This window comes from Lysinibacillus sp. FSL K6-0102, assembly GCF_038003545.1.
GTDB lineage: Bacteria > Bacillota > Bacilli > Bacillales_A > Planococcaceae > Lysinibacillus > Lysinibacillus capsici.
In genome coordinates this window covers 1,893,452-1,919,033 of the sequence record NZ_JBBOPH010000001.1, presented here as the reverse complement: position 1 = coordinate 1,919,033, position 25,582 = coordinate 1,893,452, and the positions used below count along the sequence as shown (strand labels likewise).

Annotated in this window: 22 protein-coding genes; 4 read left to right on the top strand and 18 right to left on the bottom strand. The window is 41.3% G+C overall.

The window, feature by feature from the left end:
- Positions 1–44 precede the first annotated feature (44 nt).
- Complete coding sequence (locus tag NYE73_RS09485; protein WP_048390139.1) at positions 45–434, top strand: RDD family protein; 390 nt, start codon at positions 45–47, stop codon at positions 432–434.
- Between the two features lie 121 nt (positions 435–555).
- Here the strand turns inward: NYE73_RS09485 and NYE73_RS09480 are convergent, their stop codons facing one another.
- Both NYE73_RS09480 and NYE73_RS09475 read right to left on the bottom strand, forming a co-directional pair.
- A complete protein-coding gene (locus NYE73_RS09480) occupies positions 556–1,239 on the bottom strand; it encodes a hypothetical protein (RefSeq protein WP_259948692.1) in 684 nt (227 codons plus the stop codon).
- A 94-nt stretch (positions 1,240–1,333) separates the two neighbouring features.
- Entirely contained in the window at positions 1,334–1,765 is a 432-nt protein-coding gene (locus tag NYE73_RS09475; RefSeq protein ID WP_066037722.1) for a GNAT family N-acetyltransferase, read from the bottom strand.
- A 125-nt stretch (positions 1,766–1,890) separates the two neighbouring features.
- Here NYE73_RS09475 and NYE73_RS09470 point away from each other — a divergent pair, with 125 nt between their 5' ends.
- Positions 1,891–2,343 (top strand): MarR family winged helix-turn-helix transcriptional regulator, encoded by a 453-nt coding sequence (locus NYE73_RS09470; RefSeq protein ID WP_004229576.1) that lies wholly within the window; start codon positions 1,891–1,893, stop codon positions 2,341–2,343.
- Positions 2,344–2,386: 43 nt separating this feature from the next.
- On the opposite strand, the gene NYE73_RS09465 is transcribed toward NYE73_RS09470, so the two are convergent.
- Positions 2,387–3,742, bottom strand: coding sequence for an aspartate aminotransferase family protein (locus tag NYE73_RS09465; RefSeq protein ID WP_112117777.1), 1,356 nt, complete (start codon positions 3,740–3,742; stop codon positions 2,387–2,389).
- A gap of 140 nt (positions 3,743–3,882) precedes the next feature.
- On the opposite strand from NYE73_RS09465, the gene NYE73_RS09460 reads away from it, so the two are divergent.
- Positions 3,883–5,520: a PucR family transcriptional regulator gene (locus NYE73_RS09460; protein ID WP_004229580.1), complete on the top strand. Its 1,638-nt coding sequence runs from the start codon at positions 3,883–3,885 to the stop codon at positions 5,518–5,520.
- Here NYE73_RS09460 and NYE73_RS09455 read toward each other — a convergent pair.
- The 13 genes from NYE73_RS09455 to pdxR form a co-directional block, all read right to left on the bottom strand.
- A complete protein-coding gene (locus tag NYE73_RS09455) occupies positions 5,509–6,336 on the bottom strand; it encodes an ABC transporter permease (RefSeq protein WP_004229583.1) in 828 nt (275 codons plus the stop codon). The genes NYE73_RS09460 and NYE73_RS09455 overlap by 12 nt on opposite strands.
- A 12-nt stretch (positions 6,337–6,348) precedes the next feature.
- On the bottom strand, positions 6,349–7,290 hold the full coding sequence (locus NYE73_RS09450; RefSeq protein ID WP_259948689.1) for an ABC transporter permease: 942 nt from the start codon (positions 7,288–7,290) through the stop codon (positions 6,349–6,351).
- Between the two features lie 16 nt (positions 7,291–7,306).
- On the bottom strand, positions 7,307–8,860 hold the full coding sequence (locus tag NYE73_RS09445; RefSeq protein WP_259948687.1) for an ABC transporter substrate-binding protein: 1,554 nt from the start codon (positions 8,858–8,860) through the stop codon (positions 7,307–7,309).
- A gap of 17 nt (positions 8,861–8,877) precedes the next feature.
- Positions 8,878–9,849, bottom strand: coding sequence for a P1 family peptidase (locus tag NYE73_RS09440; protein ID WP_259948686.1), 972 nt, complete (start codon positions 9,847–9,849; stop codon positions 8,878–8,880).
- Between the two features lie 3 nt (positions 9,850–9,852).
- Entirely contained in the window at positions 9,853–10,866 is a 1,014-nt protein-coding gene (locus NYE73_RS09435) for an ABC transporter ATP-binding protein (RefSeq protein ID WP_066037719.1), read from the bottom strand.
- Positions 10,835–11,869, bottom strand: coding sequence for an ABC transporter ATP-binding protein (locus NYE73_RS09430; protein WP_048390127.1), 1,035 nt, complete (start codon positions 11,867–11,869; stop codon positions 10,835–10,837). Before NYE73_RS09430 ends, NYE73_RS09435 begins: the two co-directional genes overlap by 32 nt.
- 15 nt (positions 11,870–11,884) lie before the next feature.
- A complete protein-coding gene (locus NYE73_RS09425) occupies positions 11,885–13,339 on the bottom strand; it encodes an aldehyde dehydrogenase family protein (protein WP_054550826.1) in 1,455 nt (484 codons plus the stop codon).
- Positions 13,340–13,349: 10 nt separating this feature from the next.
- Positions 13,350–14,096, bottom strand: coding sequence for an SDR family NAD(P)-dependent oxidoreductase (locus NYE73_RS09420; protein WP_115673916.1), 747 nt, complete (start codon positions 14,094–14,096; stop codon positions 13,350–13,352).
- A 1-nt stretch (position 14,097) separates the two neighbouring features.
- Positions 14,098–15,186, bottom strand: a complete 1,089-nt coding sequence (locus NYE73_RS09415; RefSeq protein ID WP_259948684.1) for a tartrate dehydrogenase — start codon at positions 15,184–15,186, stop codon at positions 14,098–14,100.
- Positions 15,183–16,415, bottom strand: a complete 1,233-nt coding sequence (locus NYE73_RS09410) for a M20 family metallopeptidase (RefSeq protein ID WP_259948681.1) — start codon at positions 16,413–16,415, stop codon at positions 15,183–15,185. Before NYE73_RS09410 ends, NYE73_RS09415 begins: the two co-directional genes overlap by 4 nt.
- Before the next feature lie 488 nt (positions 16,416–16,903).
- Positions 16,904–18,031, bottom strand: coding sequence for a conserved virulence factor C family protein (locus NYE73_RS09405; protein ID WP_048390119.1), 1,128 nt, complete (start codon positions 18,029–18,031; stop codon positions 16,904–16,906).
- Positions 18,032–18,043: 12 nt separating this feature from the next.
- Complete coding sequence (locus tag NYE73_RS09400; RefSeq protein WP_259948678.1) at positions 18,044–19,930, bottom strand: ABC-F family ATP-binding cassette domain-containing protein; 1,887 nt, start codon at positions 19,928–19,930, stop codon at positions 18,044–18,046.
- Positions 19,931–20,054: 124 nt separating this feature from the next.
- Complete coding sequence (gene pdxR / locus NYE73_RS09395; protein WP_259948675.1) at positions 20,055–21,518, bottom strand: MocR-like pyridoxine biosynthesis transcription factor PdxR; 1,464 nt, start codon at positions 21,516–21,518, stop codon at positions 20,055–20,057.
- A gap of 110 nt (positions 21,519–21,628) precedes the next feature.
- Here pdxR and NYE73_RS09390 point away from each other — a divergent pair, with 110 nt between their 5' ends.
- Positions 21,629–23,026, top strand: a complete 1,398-nt coding sequence (locus NYE73_RS09390; protein WP_340815481.1) for a pyridoxal phosphate-dependent decarboxylase family protein — start codon at positions 21,629–21,631, stop codon at positions 23,024–23,026.
- 188 nt (positions 23,027–23,214) lie between these two features.
- On the opposite strand, the gene NYE73_RS09385 is transcribed toward NYE73_RS09390, so the two are convergent.
- A complete protein-coding gene (locus NYE73_RS09385) occupies positions 23,215–23,829 on the bottom strand; it encodes an HD domain-containing protein (protein ID WP_259948671.1) in 615 nt (204 codons plus the stop codon).
- Between the two features lie 703 nt (positions 23,830–24,532).
- Complete coding sequence (locus NYE73_RS09380; protein ID WP_259948669.1) at positions 24,533–25,576, bottom strand: S-methyl thiohydantoin desulfurase domain-containing protein; 1,044 nt, start codon at positions 25,574–25,576, stop codon at positions 24,533–24,535.
- Positions 25,577–25,582: the final 6 nt, after the last annotated feature.

The following is a 25,582-nucleotide window of genomic DNA, read 5'->3' as shown; positions in this document are numbered from 1 at the left end:
ATTGTTCGTATGTACTAGTGACAGGTCATTAAAGGAGGGCTTATATGGAATCGATGACAAAAAAACGCACAGCTGCATTTTTAATCGATACAGCTGTTTCAACAGCTGTCACGTTTGGGGTTGAATACTTCCTACGAAAAAAAGTAAAAAATGAGGCTGTTCATGCACTCGTTACGCCAACCGTGGTATTGTGGGCGCTAGAATATGCACAACTCCGTAAAAACGGACAAACGATTGGCTACAAAGCAATGGGATTGACACTCGAAAATGAAGATGGTCGTCCATTATCAGAATGTCAAATTATTAAACGCATGGCTTATCGAGACACTATCAGTACGTTCGATTATCTTAAAGATCGCCAAGCCTTTGAGCAGCAGCATGGTCAACGTCTTCCTCATGATAGCTTTGCAGGTACGGTTGTAAAGAAAAAATAAAGGAAAGCTGCCTTATCGTTTGGGCAGCTTTCTTTAATTGGCGCATTTTGCTAAAGTGTTAATCTTCCTGATCGCCTAACCATTACAGAAAGTAGTATGGAATTCTCTTTAGAGAAGTATGCTAATCTTTGGAAATAAACTGCTGTATATCATTCGATAAAATCGCGTTTTCTGACGGAAACCAAAAATAAGTAGTACCATCAAATTGTATGCCATATTGAAAAGCAATGGCATCGTCTGTATAAAGGAGTACATCATAACGGTTCGTATCCCCGTTTGGCTCAAAGGATGGGGCTGGTTTACTATTGACTAAAATTGCCTTTATAGCTTCCATGTCAGACTGGTTTGTATAGCTAGCCGTTTTCCGATTGCCTTCTTCCGTAGATGAGTAGAATTCTATTTTCTTCACTTCTTCTAATGGAACCTGATCAAAATTCCGTCGCGGCGGAGCTTCAGCTCTTATCATATAAATTCGATAGCCATTAATAACCGACTGATCCTCTACCGCAATGGCATCGTCAAGACCCTTTATCGCATAAAGCTTTGTTCCCTTCTCATGGAATGCTGCATCGCCATCCTTAAAGCGATAGGAAGTTCTTTTGATATGATCTGCCACTTTAAAATCAACTTCCCCTATTTCCTTATCAATGAATGAACGATCGGCTAACGCTACTTCATATACAGCTTCATATTGCTTACCATCCCATTTGATTAAATCAACCCATTCGATGATGACTTGACTACCGCAAGCAGTCAGTAACAACAAACACATGATACAAAGGCATATCCATTTCTTCAACAACATCCCCCCTTTCAGCAGTAGACCCGAGCAACGATTAAAAAGTTACAACGTATGACGCTAAGTCTGGCATGTTCTATAATCGTGTGAATTTCGTCTGCTACCAGTATTTCTTCATTAAAATATGGGGGATGCCACAATCCATAAATTCTTCACCTTCACGCTGATAGCCTAATTTTTCATAAAAGCCTTCTGCATAGGACTGAGCATTTAATTTTGCTTTTGTTAGCCCTTTATCTCGAGCAATTTGCTCTAGGCCTACAATAACTTCCTTACCAAGGCCATATTTGCGGTATTCTTCTAATATACAAATACGCTCCAATTTGCCATAGTCCTCTACAACTCGAAGTCTCCCTGTTCCAACAGGTTGCTCATTGTAATACACCAAAATATGATCGCATGGAGCATCCAGTGCATCAAATTCATCATATTCTTCTTCCTCAGGGACTTGCTGCTCTTCAATAAAAACGCTTCGTCTAAAATCAAACGCTGTTTGTAATTCTGCTTCAGTTGTCACTTTTTTTATAGTCATTACTATTCCTCCTAGTTTCTCCTGCCTTATCATCTTCTCTAGGTGCAATTTCACTTTGAAGATGATAGTATTAGTATAGAATGATTTTTATTGCAATTACAACAAAAATCTCAGGAGGATCGAACATGAAAGAAATCTTACGTGAAATAGGTGCCATAGCACGGGCATTAGACTCGATAAGCAATATTGAATTCAAGGAATTGGATTTGACAAAGGGGCAATATTTATATGTCATCCGTATTTGTGAACATCCAGGTATTATTCAAGAGAAAGTCGCAGAGCTTTTGAAGGTAGACCGTACAACGGCTTCACGAGCTATTCAAAAATTGGAGACCAAAGGCTTTATTGAAAAACGAATTGAACAAGGAAATAAGAAAAATAAATTACTTTTTCCTACAGCTAAAAGTATGGACATCTATCCTTTTTTAAAACGGGAGGGCGAATATTCCAATGCTCGTGCGCTTGAGGGGTTTTCTAATGAGGAGATTAACTGCATTCACAGTCTTCTAACACGTGTGTTGCATAACATCGAAATTGACTGGGAAGAGGTGAAGAAAGGGCATAAACGACAGTATTAAAGGCGATTCCTCGTGTTTTTCGCACATTTGGAATCGCCTTAGGCTAGACATTGGCTGCAAATACTCGTTTTAATACAGCAACCATAAAATCAAAGTCCTCGTCTGTACAGCACAGCGGTGGACTTAACGTAATGATATTATTGAAGCCTTCAACTGTATCACCATTTCTTCCAATAATTAAGCCATTTGCTTGACAATCAGCCATGATTTTCGCGATTAGCTCAGGCTTAGCAGGTGTTTGAGATTGTTTATCTTCAACCAGCTCGATGCCAATGAGTAACCCAAGCCCACGAATATCGCCAACGAAAGGCAGCTCTAATAGGTCTTGCAAATCATGTAGGAATTGAATACCCAAATCTCTTGCTCGCTGCACAAGTCCTTCCTCCTCCATGATTTTTATATTTTCTAAGGCCACTGCACAAGCTGCTGGATTGCCCCCAAACGTATTGATATGGCGAAAATGACTATAGCCGTCCGTCTCTTTAAATTTTTCATAAATGTCTTTCCGTATAGCTGTAATGGATAGTGGTAGGTAGGCACTCGTTAATCCTTTCGCCATGGTAATGACATCTGGTCGAATATCAAAATGCTGATGGCCAAATAGCTTACCTGTCCGTCCGAAACCACAAATGACTTCATCCATGATGAGTAATACTCCATGCTTTCTACAAATGCGCTCGACTTCTTTGACATAAGTTGGATGTGGAATAAGCACTCCACCACCCGTGATGAGTGGCTCCATAATGACAGCCGCAATGGTTTCTTTTTGCTCCCAAATAATTTTTTCTTCCATTTCTCGGGCAAGTGCTAGGCTGTATGCCTCAATTGACTGCCCTTTTGGACGACGATAGTGATCAGGTGGAGCAACATGTAAGAAGCCTGGTGTCAGCGGCTCGTACTTAAATTTACGTAATGCCTGACCTGTAGCTGCTAATGCCCCAAGTGAACTGCCATGATAGCCCCGATATCGCGCAATGATTTTGTAGCGGTTCCCTTCCCCATTTTGTTGATGGTATTGACGTATTAACTTAAACGCTACTTCATTCGCATCTGAGCCACTAGTGGAATAAAACATCATATAGTCATCATCAAGTAAGCTGTTTATTTTTTCAGCGAGCCTGATGGCAGGTTCATGGCTTTGTGTTAAAGGAGCATAGCAAAGCTTTTTTAGCTGCTCATACGCAACCCTAGCAAGACGCTCACGCCCATACCCTACATTCACTGCCCATAAGCCTGACATGCCATCTAAAAAGCGATTGCCTAAACTATCTGTAATCCATGCCCCTTCTCCCTGCTCAATAATGGGAGGTGCTTTGTCGTTATAGATAGACATGTGATGCCAAATGTTTTCATGATCTTTTTGCTGTAAAGTATGTGTAAACTGATCGTTTCGCTCCATATCATGACCTCCAATCGTGTATCATCGGTGTCTTTTTGTCTATCACCATTTTCCCTATTAAGCTAGTTAATATTGAAATTTTCTGATTTCTCTAACATAATGAAATAGACATTGTACATTCGAAGGGCAGGTGCTAATTGATGTCGAAACATCCTCTACTCGTACGTGATGTCCTCAAGCGCAAGCATTTTGAATCGGCGAAGCTTATTGCAGGGCAGCACGGCCTAGATCGCCAAGTATTGTGGACACATATATTAGAAATTAAAGATTTTGAAACCTTAATCAATGGTGGTGAATTAATTTTAACCACGGGTGTCGGTTTACAGCTAGAACGAGAAACACAAATAGCCTACTTACAAAACCTTATTCGAAATGAGGCAGCTGGTCTTTGTATAGAAATTGGCGACTATTTTGACCATGTTCCCGTAGAATTGATTGCCATGGCAAATGCCCATCATTTCCCTATCATCATCTTTGAGGAAATTGTACGATTTATTGATATTACGCAAGATTTGCACACGTACATAATTAATCAACACCAGCAGGCACTTACACAGCTAGATACACTATCCAAAACTTTTATGGAATTATCATTAATGCCAAATGGTATTTTAAAAATATTACAAGTGCTCCATCAAGATACAAATGCTCCCTTTCTATTTGTTTCAGAAGATACAAAAAGCTTTTATTATCCTATGGAGGCTAAAAAATACTTACGTGTCATGGAGGAGCATTGTCAGCAGTTAGAACTACAAGAGCCCTTGCACCTTCTATCCTTGGGTAAAGACCATTTTGTCATTATTCCTGTTAATGGACTTGGACAAGTGTGGGGCTATTTATGTATGCATTCTGAACTGCCAAAGCAGAGTGATTACACCTTGTTAAATCTTGAACGAGCAACTATGTCAATTGCCCATATTTTAATGCGTAACCGCATGCTTCAGGAGCGACAGCAAAGCCGGGAAGATGAATTCATACTAGCCTTAATTCAAGGTCAGCCAGTAGATATTCAATACTACCAAAGCTATTTACCAATCGAAAGTCGTAATTTATTTTACCGAGTCGTCGTGTTCAATCTACATGATGAAGCCAATACTGTACCTGAAGAAGAATGGCAGGAAATCCAGCTACAAAATGCCATGTATGTTCGTTCGATTCTGAAAAAGCTTGGATTTTTCCCTACTGTTTCAGTAAGACAGCACGAGATAATTATTTTAGCCTTTTTCATTGCCGCAGATTATATGAAAGACAATCGCGACGCTTTTGATCAAGCAATTTCACAAATCATTGCAAGAAAAGCAGCACAATTTTTTGAGCAACTTACCCTTAGCTGTGGTATTAGCAATGTCTATCAAACGATCGAAAGTGTTCATCTGGGCTATAAGGAAGCCAAATCAGCCATCCAAATGCAGCATCATCAATTGACGAGCTCCATCTATTATAAAGATTTAGGTGTTTATCGATTGTTATTACAGCAGGATCAAACAGCTCTCCTACAATTTGTAAAAGATTATTTACAGGAAATTTTAGTATTAGATCAAAAAAGTAGCCATGATTTATTTCAAACATTAGCTGTTTATCTATCCTGTAATGGAGCTAAAAATGATACAGCAGAACAGCTGTTTATTGTCCGTCAAACACTTTACAAACGAATAGAACGCTTAGAAAGTATACTAGGTGCTGATTTTTTACAAGCTCCCCATCGCCTCAATATTGAGATGGCTGTTAAGGCATATGAACTGTTGCAAAAGACAGCACCTGATCTATTACGATTTTGAACGCGGGTCCATAAAATCTCGTAAAGCATTACTGAGCATATATAAGCCTAAAACAAGAATCGTAATGGCTCCTCCAGGGGCATACGTATACCAAGGGGCACCGATTAAATAGGCTTGTGAATCTTTTAACATTCTGCCCCAGCTAGGGTTTGGTGGCTGTACCCCAAGCCCTAAATAGCTCAGTGCTGCCTCGGCTAACATGGCTGTCGCAAAAGTCACGGTTGCTGCCACAATAATTTGCGACGAAATGTTTGGTAAAATATGACGAAACATGATGCTATAAGGCTTAACACCAATTAATTTCGCTGCCAGCACATATTCCGAGTCACGTTGTTGCACAAAGCCACTGCGGGCAATCCTCGCAATAGCAGGTATCGCGATAATCCCCAGCGCTATCGCTGTATTCGTTATTCCTGGGCCGAATACTGCTACAAGCATTAATGCTAAGATGATTCCTGGAAAGGCCATTAAAGCGTCCATCGTACGCATAAATATTTCATCGACCCAGCCACCAACATAGCCTGCAATTCCGCCTATGAGAATACCAAATATCGTTCCAATCGCAACCGTTAATAGACCCACGGCAAAGGCTGTTTGTGTCCCCTTCATAATGCGACTAAAAATATCTCGCCCAAATTCATCTGTTCCAAACATATAGGCACCACCTGGACCACGCAATTTTTCAGGTATATTCATCGCGTTGACATCATGGGGTGTATAAAAAAAGCTAACAATCATGACGAGCAGAAAGCCAACAATGACGAGGAGACCAATGACTAAATTGATTTTTTTAGTATAGCGCTGTAATTGTTTCATGGTAGTCACCTCTTAACGTAATCGAATTCTAGGGTCCAACACAGAATATAAAACATCGACGATAAAATTAATCATGACGACAGCTATTGTAATATACATAACGATCCCTTGTACGAGTGGAAAATCACGATTACTGATAGCCGTAATCAATAACTGACCAATCCCTGGCAATGAAAACACCTGCTCCACAATAATCGTTCCTGCCACTACCTCCGCCATAATCAACCCAAAAACCGTCAATATCGGAATCATGGAATTTTTTAAAACATGCTTATACATTACATTTTGTTCAGACATCCCTTTACTGCGTATCGTACGGACATAATCGAGCTGGACCTGCTCCAAAATGGCTGTACGAACATAACGAAAATTCACCGCAATTTGTGGAATCGCAATCGTTAAGGCTGGAAGTATTAGGGTACTGAGCGCCCCTGCTACACTTTGTGTCCAAGGTATATAGCCACTTATTTTAAAGAAGCTGAACTGTAGGCCAATGTAAAGAATAAGCATCATCCCTAGCCAAAAGGAAGGCACTGCCATACCGATCTGGGTTACAGTCGATAATGACACATCACTTAATTTATTTTGTCTTCTTGCTGCAAACATCCCTAAAGGTAATGAGATGATTAAGACAATGATAAGGGTGAGTCCTGCTAATGACATGGTGACAGGAAGTCGATCAAATAGTAATTCTTTTACTGGCATGGAAAATCGAATGGAATTCCCTAATTGCCCTGTCAATAAGCCCTTCATCCAATCCACATATTGTTCATAAAGAGGACGATCCAAGCCAAGCTCAGATCGTAAATTTTCAATTTGAGTGGGATCCGCCTCTGTTCCTAGCATTGTGCGAACTGGATCACCAGGTAAAATTTGAAAAACACCAAATGTAATAATGGATACTAGAAGGATGGTTGTTATTAACAGGATGATTCGACGTAGGATATACATCATAAGCACTCATCCCTTTCTAGTTTGAAAACTTGACCTCTGACATATCGTGGAACCAGAATGGATAGCTCTTGAGCCCCGTCACCTGTTTGTCAGATCCCCAAACGATTTGATAATCCGCAATATACACTGCTGTTGCCTGCTCAGCTAATATTTCCTGTGCACGATGATAATACTCTATTTGCTTGGCTTGGTCGGTTTCCTTTAAAACATCAGCCATAATTTTGTCGTATTCTTCATTTTTAAATAAGAAGAAGTTTTCACTATCGTTTGTAGAAATGTAATCATTCAACACTTCAAAAGCAGATGCACGACCTGTTAAGTCAATCGTTGTCATTGCATAGTCACGACCAAAGTAAACGCGATCTAGCCAAATTCCCCATTCCACTACTTCAATTTCTACATCAATTCCGATCTCTTGTAGATTAGCTACGACAATTTGTGCAATATTTGAGTAAATATCATTGTGTGAAGACACTGTAATTTTTGTTTTAAAGCCATCCGGATATCCTGCTTCTGCTAATAACGCCTTCGCTTTTTCCACATCTCGCTCATACATGCTTTCTAAGCCCTTCTTTTGGAAATCGCCCATCGCTGGACTCATATTAGAGCCAAGTGGCACAGCATAGCCTGCAAACACAGAGTCAATAATATCGGCTTTACTAATTGCGTAATTGATTGCTTGACGAACCTTCACATTGTCAAATGGTGCCTTTGTTTCGTTAAATGTAACAATAAGAGAAGAGTTATTATTTTGGTGTGATAAATTATAGCTTCCCTCTACCTCGCTTACACGGTGCCAAGGAACACTCGTTAAATCAACTTCGTTTGCCATTAAGCTCATAATGGCTGCCTGATCATCTGATTGGAAGGCAAAGGTTACTTTATTCAAATAAGGTAATCCTTCTTGCCAATACTGTTCATTTTTCTTAAGCTCTAAATTTGTACCTGGTGCATATTTCACAAAGGCAAATGGACCTGTACCAATTGGATTTTCATTATGCTTCCCATCATTGCTCTTTGGAATAATAGCTGATTGTCTGCCTGTTAATGAATACAAGAAATTTGAATTTGGCTCTTTTAGCTTAATCACAAATGTACTTGCATCAGGCGCCTCTGTAGATGCTACATTATCAAAGCTATTGGACATTTTTTCCCCACCATTTTTCCCCATTAAACGGTCAAAGGAATATTGAATATCCTCCATCGTTAAATCATCACCATTATGAAACTTCACACCTTGGCGAATTTTAAACGTATAGGTTAAGCCGTCCTCAGAAATTTCATAGCTTTCAGCAAGTCCCTCCTTTAAGGAGCCATCCGTTTCAGGAGCCATTAGCCCCTCAAAGATATTTAGAATCATTTGATAAGAAATGGACGCTGTCGCTTTATGTGGATCTAAAAAATCTGGATCATCATTCACACGTACAACAATTTCCTGTGGAGCATCTGTTGCCGCTTGACCATCTGTAGTACCTGAAGTAGTCGTTTTCTCTCCATCACTTGAACACGCTGCCATAACGATTGCCATTAACACTGTTAGTAGTATCAATCCGCTTTTTTTCCATTGCATGGCTGTTCCCCCTTTTTCTAAGTGCTTGTCTTTTGAATGCTTGTATAACTCTCAACATCCGCCAATCGTTCAGCGGCTTTAATGCCAGCCAGAATTGCTTCCTCCATCACCTTTGTCGCTAGCTGGCCTAAATAATCAAGTGCATAGGATTGATCCCCTGTACCAAGCACAAAAATCGTATCGCCATCCAGCATCGTATGAACAGGATAAATCGTGCGTGCTAAGGCATTTTGCGTAAGCTGCGCAATCTTTTTAGCCTCAGCCTTCGTTAGCTTGGCATTCATTGCCACAACACCAATGGTTGTATTTGTACCCGCTAAAGCCTCTGATTGTGCATGTTGCTCTAAATAGGCACAGCAATCCACCCATTGACCAGAATGCGTATCTCTTGCTCCAGCTAAAATTTTCCTCGTTGTAGGGTCCTTGACATCTCCAACTGCATTGACAGCCACGATAGCACCTGCTACAAGACCATCTTTTCCCGCATAGGAAGCACTACCAAGCCCACCCTTCATTGCAAATTCTGGACCAGCTAATTTGCCTACAGTTGCTCCGTAGCCTGCGCCTACATTGCCATTTGGAAATGAGCCAACTTGTGCCGCTTGTGCCGCTTCATAGCCCATTAGTGCTGTAGGTCGTGCATGTGGATCACCGATAAACAAGTCAAAGAGTACAGCACTTGGTACAATCGGTATTTTCGCTACTCCTGCATCTACCCCAATCCCTTGCTCCTCTAAAAATTGCATGACGCCTGTAGCAGCATCTAACCCAAACGCACTACCCCCAGCTAAACAAATAGCATGAACTCGGTCAATTTCATTGATGGGATCTAACGCATCTGTTTCACGAGTACCTGGTGCAGAGCCTCGAACATCCACTCCACAAACTGCTCCGTTTTCCACTACTAGCACCGTACAGCCTGTGATGCCCTCCTTGTTCTCGCGATGTCCTACCTTAACACCTGGCACATCCGTTATATTGACAAACATTCTTCACACCTCACTTTTTAAATAATTATAATTTTCTGATTTTTTATCATATAAAAAACAGGCTACTCGTTGATGATCATTTTCATTGTGAAGCTTCGGTCTCTCCTGATGGCATCTTTCCATCACATGCGGGCAACGTGTATGAAAGACACAGCCAACAGGTGGATTCATCGGACTTGGTAACTCGCCCTGTAAAAGTATTTCTTGCTTAGGCTCATCAAAATTAACAACTGGTATTGCAGATAGTAATGCTTGTGTATAGGGATGCAACGGATTGGCATATAGCTCCTTCTTTGTCCCAATCTCCACTACTCTACCTAAATACAGCACTGCCACACGGTCACTAATATGCTTCACAACGCTTAAATCATGTGAGATAAATAAATAGGTTAATTGAAATTCATCCTGTAAATCCATCATGAGATTGAGCACTTGTGATTGCACCGACACATCCAATGCTGAAACGGGCTCATCGGCTATAATGAATTCTGGATGAATCGCTAATGCCCGTGCAATCCCAATACGCTGCCGCTGCCCACCAGAAAATTCATGTGGAAATTTATGCATGGCATCCTCAGGTAGCCCTACCTTTTGTAATAGCTCCTTCACACGCTCTTTGCGTTGCTCCTTCGTCAAGGTTAATTGTAGCTTCATCGGCTCTTCGATTATAGAACCGATTCGCATCCGAGGATTGAGAGAGGCAAAGGGATCTTGAAAAATCATTTGCATTTGATTTCGGTAACTTTGTAGCTTATTCCCCTTTAAATGCTGGATGGGTTGTCCTTTATATAGCACTTCGCCTGCTGTTGGTTCAACGAGCTTTAAAATTGTTCGCCCAAAGGTGGATTTTCCTGAGCCTGATTCACCAACAATTCCAAGTGTTTCCCCTCTATAAATCTCAATCGAAATATCATCAACCGCTTTTATGACCTTTTTCTCTTCCTTCATCGATTTACGCTTCACAGGAAAGTAGGCTTTTAAATGATTAATTTCCAGCAAAACTTCTTTCTCTGTCATGAGCCAGCTCTCCTTTCTCCGTGAATAAATGACAGCGTACCTTATGTGCCTCCTGAATGTGATGAACAGCAGGTTGCTCCTGATGACAATGTGCCAGCGCATGGGGACAACGTGGCGCAAAGCGACAGCCGTCAGGTAATGCATACGCAGGTGGCACAGTACCAGGAATCGATGGTAGCCTTTTGACATCTGTTTCAAGGCTTGGCATCGTCTTTAAAAGCGCTGTGGTATAAGGATGCTGTGGATTTAAAAAGAGCTCTCTTACTGGGGCCTCCTCGACAATCTGTCCCGCATACATCACCATAACGCGGTCAGCTGTCTCTGCAACAACGCTCATATCATGGGTAATGAATAAAATGGCTGATCGATGCTCTTCCTTCATTTTTAGCATCAGCTTTAAAATCTGTGCCTGAACCGTGACATCAAGTGCAGTAGTTGGCTCATCCGCAATTAATAGCTGCGGATTATTCGACATTGCGATGGCAATCATAACTCGTTGTCGCATCCCGCCTGAAAGTTGGTGAGGATATTCAGCGATGACCTTTTCTGCATTCGCAATCCCGACTTCTTTTAAAAGCTGTAGCGCTTTATTCCATGCCTCTTTTTTCGATACCTTTTGGTGTCTTCGTATGCCTTCAATCATTTGATTGCCAATCGTAAAAACGGGATCTAAAGAGGTCATGGGCTCTTGAAAAATCATACTAATTTCATTGCCCCGTATACGGCTCATTTCTTTATTTTTATAGGTAAGTAGATTTTTACCGTTTAAAGTGATAGAACCTGACGTAATTTCTCCTGGAGGTATAGGCAGCAACCGCATAATGGCTAAGGATGTAATACTTTTGCCACTTCCCGATTCACCAACCAGTGCAACGGTTTCTCCTTTATGAATAGTAAAATTCACATCTTCCACAACTTTTGCCTCTTTGCCATTTTTTAAATGGAATTTAATTGATAAGTGATTGACCTCTAAAAGCACATCTTTGTCTTTTGGCTGTTCCATATGCGTCCCTCCATCTCAGTGTTGATTAGGTGGTGCATAGCGTATAGCGATATTTTTCATTTGCGTATAGTTTCGCAGTGCAACAAAGCCCTTCTCTCGACCAATTCCGCTTTTTTTATAGCCTCCAAATGGCATTTGAATGCCTCCAGCAGCCCCATAATTATTGACAAATACTTGTCCCGCCTGCACACGACTTGCCACATAGTGAGCCGTATCGATATTTTGTGACCAAATGCCCGCCACTAGGCCATAGTCCGTACTATTGGCTAATGCGATGGCCTCCTCTACAGTCGAAAATGTCAAGACGGTTAACACTGGACCGAAAATTTCCTCCTGAGCTAATGGATCATTTGGATCAACACCATCAAGTATAGTTGGCTGAACATAAAAGCCGTTCTCATAGCCTGCCAATGTCAATGGTTCCCCACCCGTCACAACATAGCCATCTACCTTTGCTTGCTGTAATAATGCAGTGATTTTTGTATATTGTTGTTCATTCAGTAACGGTCCCATCTCCATATCTGCTTCACCTGGTCCTACTTGGATCACTTGGAACCTTTGGGCTAATCGGGAAATGAAGGACTCTTTTATTCGTTCCTCAATGAGTAAACGTGCCCCTGCTGAACAAGTTTGACCAGCATTTTGAATAATCGCACGTACAACTCCCTCTAATGCCTGCTCCATGTTAGCATCCGCAAAAACAATATTAGGAGATTTACCACCAAGCTCTAATGTCACAGGCACAACATTTTCAGCAGCCGCCTTCATCACCGCAATTCCTGTGGGAACAGAACCTGTAAACGTAATATGATTAATATCGGGATGTGAAGTTAAATAAGGACCAACTTCTCGTCCCAAGCCCGTAATATGCTGGAAAATCCCTTTCGGCAGCTTATCGGCGAACCATTCTGCAATGGCATGTGTTGTTAGCGGTGTATCCTCCGCACTTTTCACAATGACTGCATTACCAGTTGCTATAGCGGCTGCTACACTTCTTGCCGTAATTTGAATCGGATAATTCCATGGCACAATATGTACCGTAATGCCCACTGGCTCTAGCACTACTGCATTTAAAAGCCCATCCTCAATCGGAATTGTATCTCCCATCACCTTATCCGCTGCACCACCATAAAATTCAAAATAGCGTGCCGCTGCTTCAATATCTGCTCTTGCCTGTGATAAGGGCTTTCCTACATCCCGACATTCTAGTAAACTCCACTCCTCTGCATGCTTACGAATATAATGAGCAAATTCGATCAATAACTGCCCACGTTCATAGGCTTTCCATTGACGCCAGTCCTCACGTTCAAAGGCTACTCGGGCTGCACGTACTGCCTCTTCTACATGTTCTTTATTCGCGTTGCTAATTTGTGCAATCACTTCACCCGTTGAGGGATTCTTAACATCAAGGTATGTCTGAGCATCACCGTGAACCCACTCACCATCTATCAACATAGGAATTTTTTTCATTGTACCCCTCCTATAATCCACGGCCACCATCTACATGTAATGTCGTTCCTGTGACCATACTTGCTGCATCTGATAGTAAATAACTAACAGCTCCTGCTATATCTGCTGGCTTCACTAATCGTCCTAATGGCACAGATTGCACAAAGACACTTTGCTTCGTCTGCTCTACGTCTGCACCCTGTGCGGCAAATTGACCAAGCATTTGTGTGTCTGCTGGTCCTGGATGAATCGTATTAACCCGAATTTGACTAGATGCTAGTTCAATTGCTAGTCCTCTCGTAAAGCTCTCTGCTGCACCCTTCGATGCAATATAAGCCTGTAAGCCCGGTCTTGGTCGCACTGCTGAAATCGAGGCAATTGTAATAATAGAACCCCTTTGCTGTTTTTTCATAAAAGGGACAACTGCCTTTGTCGTGATAAATAAACTTTTCACATTAACATCCATTAAACGATTCCATTCATCCATTGTGACCTCTTCAATCGGCGTAGCTGACTGGGCAATTCCCAGTGCATTAACAAGACCATCTATTCTGCCATACTTATCAAAAACCTGCTGGCAGATGTCTTGCACACGTTCCTCCTGTAACACATTGACTTCAAAGCATTGAAGGGCATCCTGTGCAATATCTGATAAGGCATCTATGGATAAATCAAGTCCAATAACTCGATTGCCCAGCTTTAATTGCTCGTGAATAATGGCCTTTCCCATACCGCCTCCCGCACCAGTAACCACAATCACCTGTTGCTCAACTGCCATGCTAAACACCTCCTGCTGTTAAAGTTCTATTAATAATTTCCTGACAAATCGCATCGCCCATTTGTGCTGTTGTCGCTTGTCCACCAATATCTGCTGTTTTCACAACGCCTTCTTGCAGCACAGCTGAAATGGCTTTAACAATGAGCTGTTCTAAATCTGGTCTGCCTTGATGGCCAAGCAGTAAGGCAAGCGACCAAATTTGAGCGATTGGATTGGCAATACCCTTGCCTGCAATATCTGGTGCTGAGCCATGAACAGGCTCAAACATCGATGGAAAATCCTTTTCGGGGTTCAGGTTGGCTGATGGAGATAGACCAAGTCCTCCTACAATAGCAGAGCCTAAATCGGATAAAATATCGCCAAACAAATTGGACGCTACCACCACTTCAAAATTCTGTGGTCGTTCTACGAAATAGGCGACGAGTGCATCGATATAAATGGATTCGAGCTGTAGTGCTGGTGAACTTTGCTTCACCGTTTTGCTTGTATGCTCGTCCCAGAATTTCATCGAATGAATAATGGCATTCGATTTTGTCGCACTTGTTATTTTGGTTTTACCGTGTTGCTTCGCATATTCACAGGCAGCATGGACAATCTTTTCAATCCCAATGCGCGTCATGATTGTATTTTGAATCGTCATTTCCTGCGGCTGCTGTTGGTACAGTCGACCACCACTGTCCGAATATTCACCCTCTGCATTTTCACGGAAGATCACAAAATCAATTTCTTTGCCGTTAGCCAAGGGCGACGCTATCCCAGGTAGTGATTTAATAGGACGGAAATTCACATATTGCTGGAAATGCTTTCGAATGGGCATAATTAATTCCCAAACGGTAACATCATCAGGCACACGAGCATCGCCAATAGCCCCAAATAAAATCGCATCATATGTTTGAAGTGTTGCCAGTGCATCATTAGGCATCATACAGCCATGCTGTACGTAGTAATCGGAGCTCCAAGGAAAGATGGTTGTTTCAATTTGTAAGGAGCTATGTTGTTCTTGCAAACAATTTAAAACTTTTAACGCTTCCTGCATAACCTCTTTTCCTATGCCATCTCCTGGTATTACTGCTATTTTGATAGCTGTCATTGTGCATCACCCGCCAAAAATTTTAATGCTGCTAAACGGTAAATGGCCGTTGTTTCTGCCAATTCTTCAATGTCCACATACTCATTGATTTGATGAGGAATTTCTCGATCTCCTGCTCCAACCGTTACAATTGGAATACCATGCACATGAAGAAACGTCCCATCTGTCGCGCCTGGAACACCATTATATTTTGGTTCCTTCTCTGTTACCTCTGCCACAGCCTCATATATTGCCTGTACAACAGGGTCTTCCTTCGCTGTTGCTGTTGCAGGTCGGTTATCAAGAACCGTCAGTTCTACTTTGAAATCAGGATCATCTGCTTGTAATCGTTTAATAATCGCTTCAATCTTGCCCAGTAGTTCATCATGGTCCTGCGCAGGCACCGTGCGAATATCGAGTGTTGTCATACAGTGATCGGGAATGACATTGATTTGTGCATCTCCCTTTACAGGCGCTCGTAAAATCGTTGGTGTAATAGATGGCCAATTCAGCATTGGATCACGCCCTAATCGTGCTTGCTCCTCTTTTTCCAATTTTTCAAGCTCTACGATGAAACGTGCCATACGCCAGTTAGGATTGATGCCACTCCACGAAATCGCACCATGCGCCATTTTACCGAAAATATCTACCTGTAAACGAATAGCCCCGCGTTGTGCAATACACACATTATTTTCCTGTGGCTCACAGATAATCGCACCATCCACACCTTCGGCCCAGCCATTTTTAATAAAATGCTTAATGCCTAGCATAAGCCCTTCTTCATCACATGGAATACATAAAATAATTTTGCCCGTAAACGCCTCTTGATCTAGTAGCAATGACTGACAAGCTGTAATCATACAAGCCAGATTCCCTTTTGTATCATTCGTTCCCCTGCCATACATACGCCCATCTACAATTTCTGCTCCAAATGGATCATAGGCCCAAGCCTCTCGATTGCCCTCTGTCACCACATCCGTATGTCCTTCGAAAAGTAATGTTTTCCCAGGCTTGCCCGAATCAATAATACCAATGACATTTGGTCGCCCTGGCACAACCTCCTCGATATGCGTCTCGATGCCAATATCTCGTAAATATGCCGCTACAAAAGTTGCCACCTCTTGCTCATTGCCCTTCGGATCGTTCTCACGGTAAACGCTTTCAATGCGCACGAGCTTCTGTGTTAAGGCGATGACCGTCTCACGATCTCGCACATACGATTTTGTTGTCTTTAAACTAGTTACTGTCATGCAAAGGACCCCCTATTTTTAAAGAATATTCTGAATTTATGTTATTTTAACATTGTCCTTTCTCTATGAAACTAGACAATATGTTAATGATTCAAAGAACGCCTTTAACTTTTTGTTTAGCAATAAATCACTAGAAAACAACATTTTTTTCTGTTTTACACGGTTTTTCGATCAATTCATCGAATGCAAGAGAGTATTGTTTTTGATTTTCAGGTGGTTAGATAATTATAGTTTGGAAGAGGGAACACTTTTTTGAGCGGGATTTCTTTAATTTGGAGAAAAAAGTTTTTGGTTCTTTGGAGCGGTTTCATCTCTTTTTAGAGCGGGTTCCGCTTCTTTTGAGCGGTTCACCCTTTTTAAGAGCTGGTCCATAGTTCGCTCACTCTTGGAGAGGACCTATCACCATTCAGAAGCACCTTACCCATTTATAGGGCGAATGCCAACCATTACAAAATAGAAAAAAACCAGCATTTGCTGGTTTTTCCTGATTATTGTTGACGGGACTCGGTCATTTGCTTCCAAACCGAGCCTTTTGCTTCCTCGCCTTGTTCGATACGGGCAATGGCCATTTTCACTTGTAGCTTCACTTCGAATTCTTTGTCATCTTCGGCAGCCTTCAATGCTGGTAAGGACTGTTCTGTGCCGACCTCATATAAATACATGGCTGCGCGCCAGCGAACCAATTTGTTTTTGTCCTGTAAGGCTTGCAGCATGGCTTCTTCAAATTCTACAAAGCCAAGGTCACTCATGCAGTCACCTGCTGTTCGACGTACTGCTGCACTTTTATCTTGTAGGGCTCTTTCTAAATAAGGGACAACTGCCACATCCTCAATCATGCCTAAGTACACCGTCGCTAGTCGACGGATAGACATTTGTTCATCCTGTAAGGCTAAATCTAATAGCGGTAGGTCGTCTAGCTCAGGATCAGCCATTTGATCGAGCAGTTGGAAGCGTTTCTCCCATTCAGGTTGCTTGAACTGTTCTACTGTCACTTTAAGTTTGTCCGTTTTCACAGCGGCTTTTTCACCATCATTATTGATAGCTGTGACAATTTCTGCTAAACGGTCTGCAGAATAAGTGACATCAATCTCCTGTTTGATTGTTTCAGCAATTTCCTCAAGCTCACCGTAGCGAACCCCATAATCAATCCACTTACGTTGGAAAATATAGTTTTCATCTACTGCTGACTCAATAATTTGATTAAAAGCATCGACAAAACGGTCTCCGCAGCTAATACGATATTCACGTTGGTTATCAAAAACTTTTACTTGTAAAGGCACCTGCTTGTAAAATTGTACATGGACATAAACCTCTCCATAAAATTCATTGGCCACAACCGTTTCTTCTTGTGTTTGGACATCTTCCCCTAACACTTGACGAATACTTGCTAGAATGCCTTCCCATGCATATTTGGCATTGCGCTCAACAGCAAAGAAATCGGCTACATGGTAAACGCCCTTTACTCCCTCAATCGCTAAAATAGCAGCCGCCTCGCCTGTTGCTTCGTCTTTATTATCCTTTGTAAAATTATAGCTCTTCCCGAATGGTAGCTCTGTATCAACAACAATCTTCATAGAATTGGGACTTGGCGTCGGTTCAATGGTAATAATCTTCATGTCTATCGCTCCTTATCCGTTAACTATTTCATCTAAATACGACCATCTTTCAATTAGATGCTCATACTGTGCATTTAGCTCATCCAACTTAGCTGTTAATTCCTGTAGCTTGGTAAAATCTGAGCCTGCATTGGCGATTCCTTCTTCGGTCTCCATAATAGCAGTTTCTGTTTTCTCTATCTCGTCTGCAATCGTTTCCCATTCTTTTTGCTCTTTAAACGATAGCTTTTTTTTGTCTGATTTTGGCTTTTCTGATTTTGGCTTTTCTACTTTTGACGTTTCTACTTTGACAGTAGCTGTCTGCTCACGTTTCTCCAGATACTCACTGTATAGATCCAGTGTTTCCTCTACTTGTCCCTGACCATCTAGTATCCATAGCTTTTTCGCAATACGGTCGAGGAAGAAACGATCATGGGAAATCGTGATAACCACGCCTGGGAAATGCTCGATGAAATCCTCTAGCACACCTAATGTTTCAATATCTAAATCATTCGTTGGCTCGTCCAATAATAAGACGTTTGGTTGCTCCATCAATAAACGTAATAAATGAAGACGCTTGCGCTCACCGCCCGATAATTTTCCAATTGGAGTACCATGAGCATGCAACGGGAATAAAAAGCGCTCCAGCATTTGAGCAGCTGAGTAACGGACACCCTCTGCATCGGTAATATCATTTGAAGCCTCACGTATATATTCAATCATACGCTCATTTTCATTCATTTTCGGCAATGTTTGCTTGAAATGTGCCAGCTTGACCGTTGACCCAACAAGAATTTCACCTTGATCGGGTGTCAGCTCTCCTGCTAGCATGTTCAACAAAGTTGATTTTCCTACACCATTCGCGCCAATAATGCCAATTCGATCACCTTGCTGTAGTAGAAATGAGAACTTTTCAAGGATTTTTTGCTGGCCAAAGGCTTTCGAAATTTTCTCAGCCTCCAGCACTTTACGTCCAAGACGTGTTGTCGCAAGTCCCATATCCAAGGAAACATCTTCTGTTTTGCGTTCTAGGTTTTCTTCTAGCTTTTCAAAGCGTTGAATACGAGCCTTTTGCTTAGTTGAACGCGCCTTCGCACCACGACGTATCCATTTTAATTCTGAACGATAACGATTGCGATCCTTCTGTGCAGAAGCAGCTTGCATCTCCTCACGAATAGCTCGAGCCTCTAAATAATCACCGTAATTCCCTGTATGACGATACAAGGTTTGATTTGCTAACTCGTAAATATGTGTTGATAATTCATCTAAGAAATAACGATCGTGGGTGATGAAAATCACTGCACCCTTTAATCGTAAGACCATCTCTTGAAGCCATTCTGTAGACTGTACATCTAAATGGTTGGTGGGCTCATCCAATAAGTAAAGATCCGCTGGTTCAATTAACACCTTCGCTAATGCAACACGTTTTTGCTGACCGCCTGATAGCGTTAGTACCTCTTTTTCAAAAGTTTCAATACCAAGCTTTGTTAAGGCCGTCTTTGCAAGGGCATTGACATCCCATGCCTGCTCTTCATCCATGCGCTGTTGCAGACTAAATAACGTCTTTTGTAAACTTTCGGATGTTGGGTTACTTGCTAGTGCAGCAACCGTTTCCTCATATTGACGATTCAGCTGTAAAATGGGCGAATCGCCTGAAAAGACAGCTTGTAAAACTGTTTCACCTGCCTGAAATGTAGGCTCCTGTGGTAAATAAGCGACACGGTATTTATTCGGGCGATCTACTGTCATCGAATCCGCTTCCATGTCCCCAGCTAAAATGGATAACAGGGTTGATTTTCCCGTTCCATTTATACCGATTAAGCCTGCCCGCTCTCCCTCATAAATGGTAAATTCAATATTTTGAAAAAGCGTTTTATCGCCCACTGTTTTGGTTAAATTTTGTACAATTAAATGACTCATTCCACTATTCCATCTCTTTCATGTTAGGTATTGTTCATGCCCACACGATTTTTATGTAGACGATTATTGATATCCACTATTCATCATAACATCAAACCGCAGGTAAACAAAGAACAACAAACTATCAACGAACTGGTGGCATGTCCTGTAAATAGGATTCCATAAGCTGACAAAGCTTGATGATTCCTTGTGTTAAGTCGTGAGGTTCAGGATAAGAGTAACTAATTCTTAGATGGTGATATTGTGGCTCTCCTGGATAACAAGCTGTGCTTGGTAAAAAGGTAATTTGTTTTTGTTGAGCCTTCCATAACAGCTCATCCGTATTGCCATTACTAGGTAAAGACACCCAAATATTAAGTCCACCTTTTGGCTCGATCCACGTAACGCCCTTTGGTGCATGCTTATTCAACAATGCAATGGTCTGATCCCTTCTTATCTCAAGTGCAATGCGCAGTTTTTCTAAATGGGCATGCATTCGGTCTGAACGTAAAAATGGAATCAGTGCCTTTTGTGTTAATAAGGGGTTACCCGAATCGGCACTGGATTTGGCAGATAAAAGTCGTTGATGAACGGTACCTTTTGAAAGGATAGCGCCGATTCTACAGCTTGGGGCCAACGTCTTACTAAAGCCTTTTAAATAAATAACATGACCACTTGTATCTAAAGCTTTCAGAGGTGGTGGTGGTGGGTTATCGTCAAAATAAATTTCATTCCATGAATCGTCCTCTACAATAAGAAAGCCATATTGTTGGGCAAGATCCAGTAATTCTCTCCTTCTTGCTTCACTTAAAACTGTGCCTGTAGGATTATGGAAGGTAGGATTTGTATAGATAAGCTTTGGCTGTTTGCTTAGGCAGAGTGTCGCTAGAAGAGCTGTCTGCATTCCTTCCTCGTCTACTGGTATGGGAATAATGTGGGCCCCACGATTTCTAAAGACATCGATTGCTGCTGTATATGTAGGGGCTTCGGTAATGACAATATCTCCAGGTCCAATAAATGTTTTAGCCACTAAATCTATACCTTGTTGTACACCGTTTGTCACAATAATTTCCTGCGGTGTTGTGGCAATATTACTATATGTTTTGACATAGTCTCGGATTGCCTTTCGTGCATCTTCATCCCCCTGTACCGTTCCATAACGAGCCACAATCTGAGGATCTGCCTGTAATATCGCCACAATTTCATTCACCAAATAAACAGAGGGTAATAATCCAGGGTGGATGGTCGCACTGGAGAATTTCATCGCATATTCCATTCTTTTATTTAACATAGATTGTGAACGTTGAATGTAATCAGGAATGGTTAGTTGCCAATTATAATCACTACCGCTCTCATTTGAGCTTCTTTGTTCTTTGTTTCGAACAAACGCCCCCTTGCCATGTATCACTTCAATATAACCATTTCTTTCTAATAAGGCATATGCCTTACTGACTGTGACAGGACTCACTTGATTTTCTTTTGAAAAGCTCCGAATAGAAGGTAATTGGCTCCCTTCCTGTAAAAATTCTGACCTTATTTTTTCTGCAAGGATAGTTGAAATTTGATCAATTAAAGATTGATCGGACTGACGATTCAGCTTTATTTCCATTGGACCTCCAACTGTTATAGTCTTCATTTGACTGTTATATATATCACTATATAGTGTAGAGGCAGAAATAGCTAAGTTAAAATGAAGGGAAATGATGATACATGATGAACATGAAGCAAGATCAGGAAAAAATAAAAACGCTTTTAATGGATGTAGTTGACCATGCAGCCAATTTTTTTACTAATCTGGAGCATAGAGCTGTAACGAACCATTCCTCTAGTGTTCCTACTCCGACACTTCCAGAAGTGGGTGAGGGTGCTCAGGCAACACTTCAATATTTTACAAAGCAATTTGCTGAAGGCTTAAATAGTAGTGTAGGCTCAAGGTACTTAGGTTTTGTCACAGGTGGATCTACCCCTGCTTCGATTGTCGGAGATTGGTTAGTAAGTGTTTACGATCAAAATTTATCCCATTCTAAGGGCTCTATTGCAGGTTCAATGGAGCTTGCGACAATTGACATGCTAAAGGAGTTATTGCTATTAAGCGATGATTATCGAGGAACATTTGTCAGTGGGGCTACGATGGCTAATTTTGTAGGACTTGCTCAAGCAAGGGAATGGATTGCACAATACTATGGAAAAAACACTGCTCTGGATGGTCTATATGGTATCCCTCCAATAAAGATTGTTAGCGAAACGCCCCACTCAAGTATAATCAAAGCAACCTCTATGCTTGGCATGGGGAGAAATTCCATTCATACTATGCTATGCCTAGAACAGCGAGAAGCCATTGATATCACAAAATTACAGCAGTTTCTTGAAGAAAACCTACATGAACCTTGTATAGTTGTAGCAAATGCGGGAACTGTCAATACGGTTGACTTTGATGATTTGCAAGCAATTGGCGAGCTAAAAAAGCGATACCCTTTCTGGCTTCATATCGATGCGGCCTTTGGTGGCTTTGCAGCCTGTTCACCAAAGTATCGTCACTTTGTTGAGGGCATGAATTATGCAGATTCTATTACAATTGACGCACATAAATGGCTGAACGTCCCTTATGATGCCGCTATGCAATTTACCCGTCATCAATCGTTGCAAGCAACCGTTTTTCAAAATAATGCTGCCTATCTTGGTAGTTCCCTTGAAAATCCAGATTTCTGTGATCTTACACCTGAAAATTCACGTCGTTTTCGTGCGCTACCTGCTTGGTTTTCTTTACAGGCCTATGGTAAATTGGGCTACCAACAATTAATAGAAGAAAATGTATTACTCGCACAACAGCTTGGTCAAAAAATAGATGACAGTCCCTACTTTACATTGCTAGCACCTGTTCGACTGAATATCGTGTGCTTCGCCGTCAATAATGAGGCACTGACAGCTGAAATGAACCAACAATTTTTAACTACTTTAAATCAACAAGGCAAAGTATACATGACGCCAACTGTCTACAAAGATATGCCAGCTATTCGTGCGGCTTTCAGTAATTGGCGTACTTCCCAAGCAGACCTGACAATCATTTGGGAAGCATTAACAACAGCGATATCCTCCTATTTTAATGAATCCATCTAAGCTATTAAAAGGTAATGGAGTAACACATGATGAAGGATTCCTCATTTGTGCGTCTCCCATCTATTTGATAGTCAATACAAAACTAAAGTACTAGCTTACCATACATCCTTTTGGTGGTACGAAGACCATAGCCGAATGAAGCACAAAAACCGCCCTTCAAATTGAAAAGGCGGTTTTTGTGCTATGTGCTATTGACCGATTTCGTGCTGGAGTTGCTTTAAAAAGCTTTCCATAAATTGATGACGTTCAAGTGCCATTTGCTTGCCCTTTTCCGTCACCATTAAATCTTTTAGCAATAATAATTTCTCATAAAAATGAGTAACAGACGCGGTATTGTTTTGACGATATTCTGACTCTGACATATTTGTGCGTGCTTCTTCTTCCTTATCATAAAGCTTGCGACCTTTTGCGCCACCATAAGCAAATGTTCTGGCAATGCCAATAGCACCAATCGCATCTAAACGATCTGCATCTCGGACGATTTTTGCTTCCAATGATGTTGCTTCTAGCTCATTCCCACCATTAAAGGACACTTGAGCAATACAATCACGAATATGTTGCTTTTTTTCCTCGCTAACAGGTAATTCCGCAATAAGCTGTTCTTCCTTTTCCTTGCTATCGGTATACTTTTTGTCACTGACATCATGTAAAAGTACCGCTATTTTCACAACTTCTTCATCTGCTGTTGGCTCGCTATGTAGGATAGCTAATGCATTTTGATAGACACGTTCAATATGTTGAAAATCATGACTAGCATCAAATTGCTCATATATTTCACGTACTTTATTCATTAAATGATTCATAGTCTACACTCATTCCTTTCCTACAAAATTATACTGTATTTTATTACATAAGAGGTAATCTAGAAAAATTAAAAATCAAATCCATTTCAATTGACTAATTTTTCAGAATATTGTATGATAAACGTACAGAACAGCTATTTGTTCTGTACCTCATATTTTTCAGCAATGTACAACAGCTGTGTGTTTAACAGATTTAACATTAACTTCAGCGGGCTTACAATTGAATAACCTGTTTAAAAGATGACGTGCGTATTGAAAACCATTCATCTAAACAAATAAAAGTGAACACTTTCCCTTAGAAATTCTTTGTTTAACCCGCATAGCCAAATGTACATGCCGAAAATGTGAACAACAAGTTAGTTTGTTGCATGACCAAAAGGATTTCGCCAGTTGTAGCAGAAGTGCATTGTTTTTTCATTACTGGTTGTTACCTTCTTCTAGTCAATACCTTGATTATGTATGAACGTAGCTCCTCCCTTTAATGAAAATCGTACACGATAATTGCTTACAGCTTGTGAATACCACGTTCGATGAGTTGTGCAAATCAGTAAGAAATTCATTTAAGCCATCAATGTATGAAGTGAAAAAGGAAGTAGGAACGATTGTGATAAAATGTATTACCATCCCGCTGAAGGACAAATAAAAGCTGCCCATCTTACATTCAAGTAGATGATGGCAGCTTTTACTGTTTTATTTTCTTACTTTATAGAACGCCTTTGATCACTTCATCAATTTCCCGCAATAGTGCTTCGTTTTGCATGGTTGTACTTAATTTTAAGTTAGATTGGTCTACATGAATCACTGCAACATGCATTCCTTCTTCAATACTTGCACTTGGAACTGGCATCATTTTCTCTGTATCGAACGTCATGATGAGGTCTGGAAATTTGGATTGTACCTGCCCTTCCTTCGATAATGTCATATATTCATTCCAGAACGTCAGATGGTAATCACCCACTGATAATTCCCCTACATCGAAGCCATTTTCCTTTGTTAACGAATAATTTGTGACAGCGCCTGATACGATGTGCACGCCATTCAAATACTGCAACACATGGGCTAGCTTTTCTTCAAAGGTTTGCCCATTTAAGAAGCAATAGCCAAGCTCTATGGCCATAGTAATCGCATTTGGTGCGCCATGTTTTTGTAAATAGTCAATCGTCACAGGATTTCGAGTGACCCCGACTAGCCCGCCTGCTAAAATAGAAGCTTGGCGTGCTGTCTTTGCAGTGCTGTGTAAATTCCCTTCCACAAAGCCTTGGACGGCGAAGTCATCTTTTCCTCCTGCATAAAATTGTACGGATTGATATTCTTGTTGTTCATGGAGATTTAAAGAACCCATGATTCCCGTTGGATGTGCTCGTCCATTACAGGGAGCATCCACAACAGGTACATGTAATAAGACTGACTGCAACCAGCCATTGATCGTCGTGATGGCACCATTTTCATTGGTAATGATGCCCTTTAGACGTTGATTGATATAGTTGTTCATACTACGATAGCTCCAACAAAGCTGTTCATTTGAAATATATTGATCGGCCGCTGATGGCGCACCTACCATTGCCACACAGGCAACTAAATCTTCTTGGTCTAATTCGGTAATATCCACGATTTGAGGTTCGCCTGCTGCAAAGATTTCCTCCACTAGCTTGAGTCCTTCCTCTAGGAGACCACCGCCGCCTCCGCCAAGGATTGCTCCTCCATAAACGGCAGCAATCCCATCCTCATACGATAATCCTTTCGCCATTCAGCA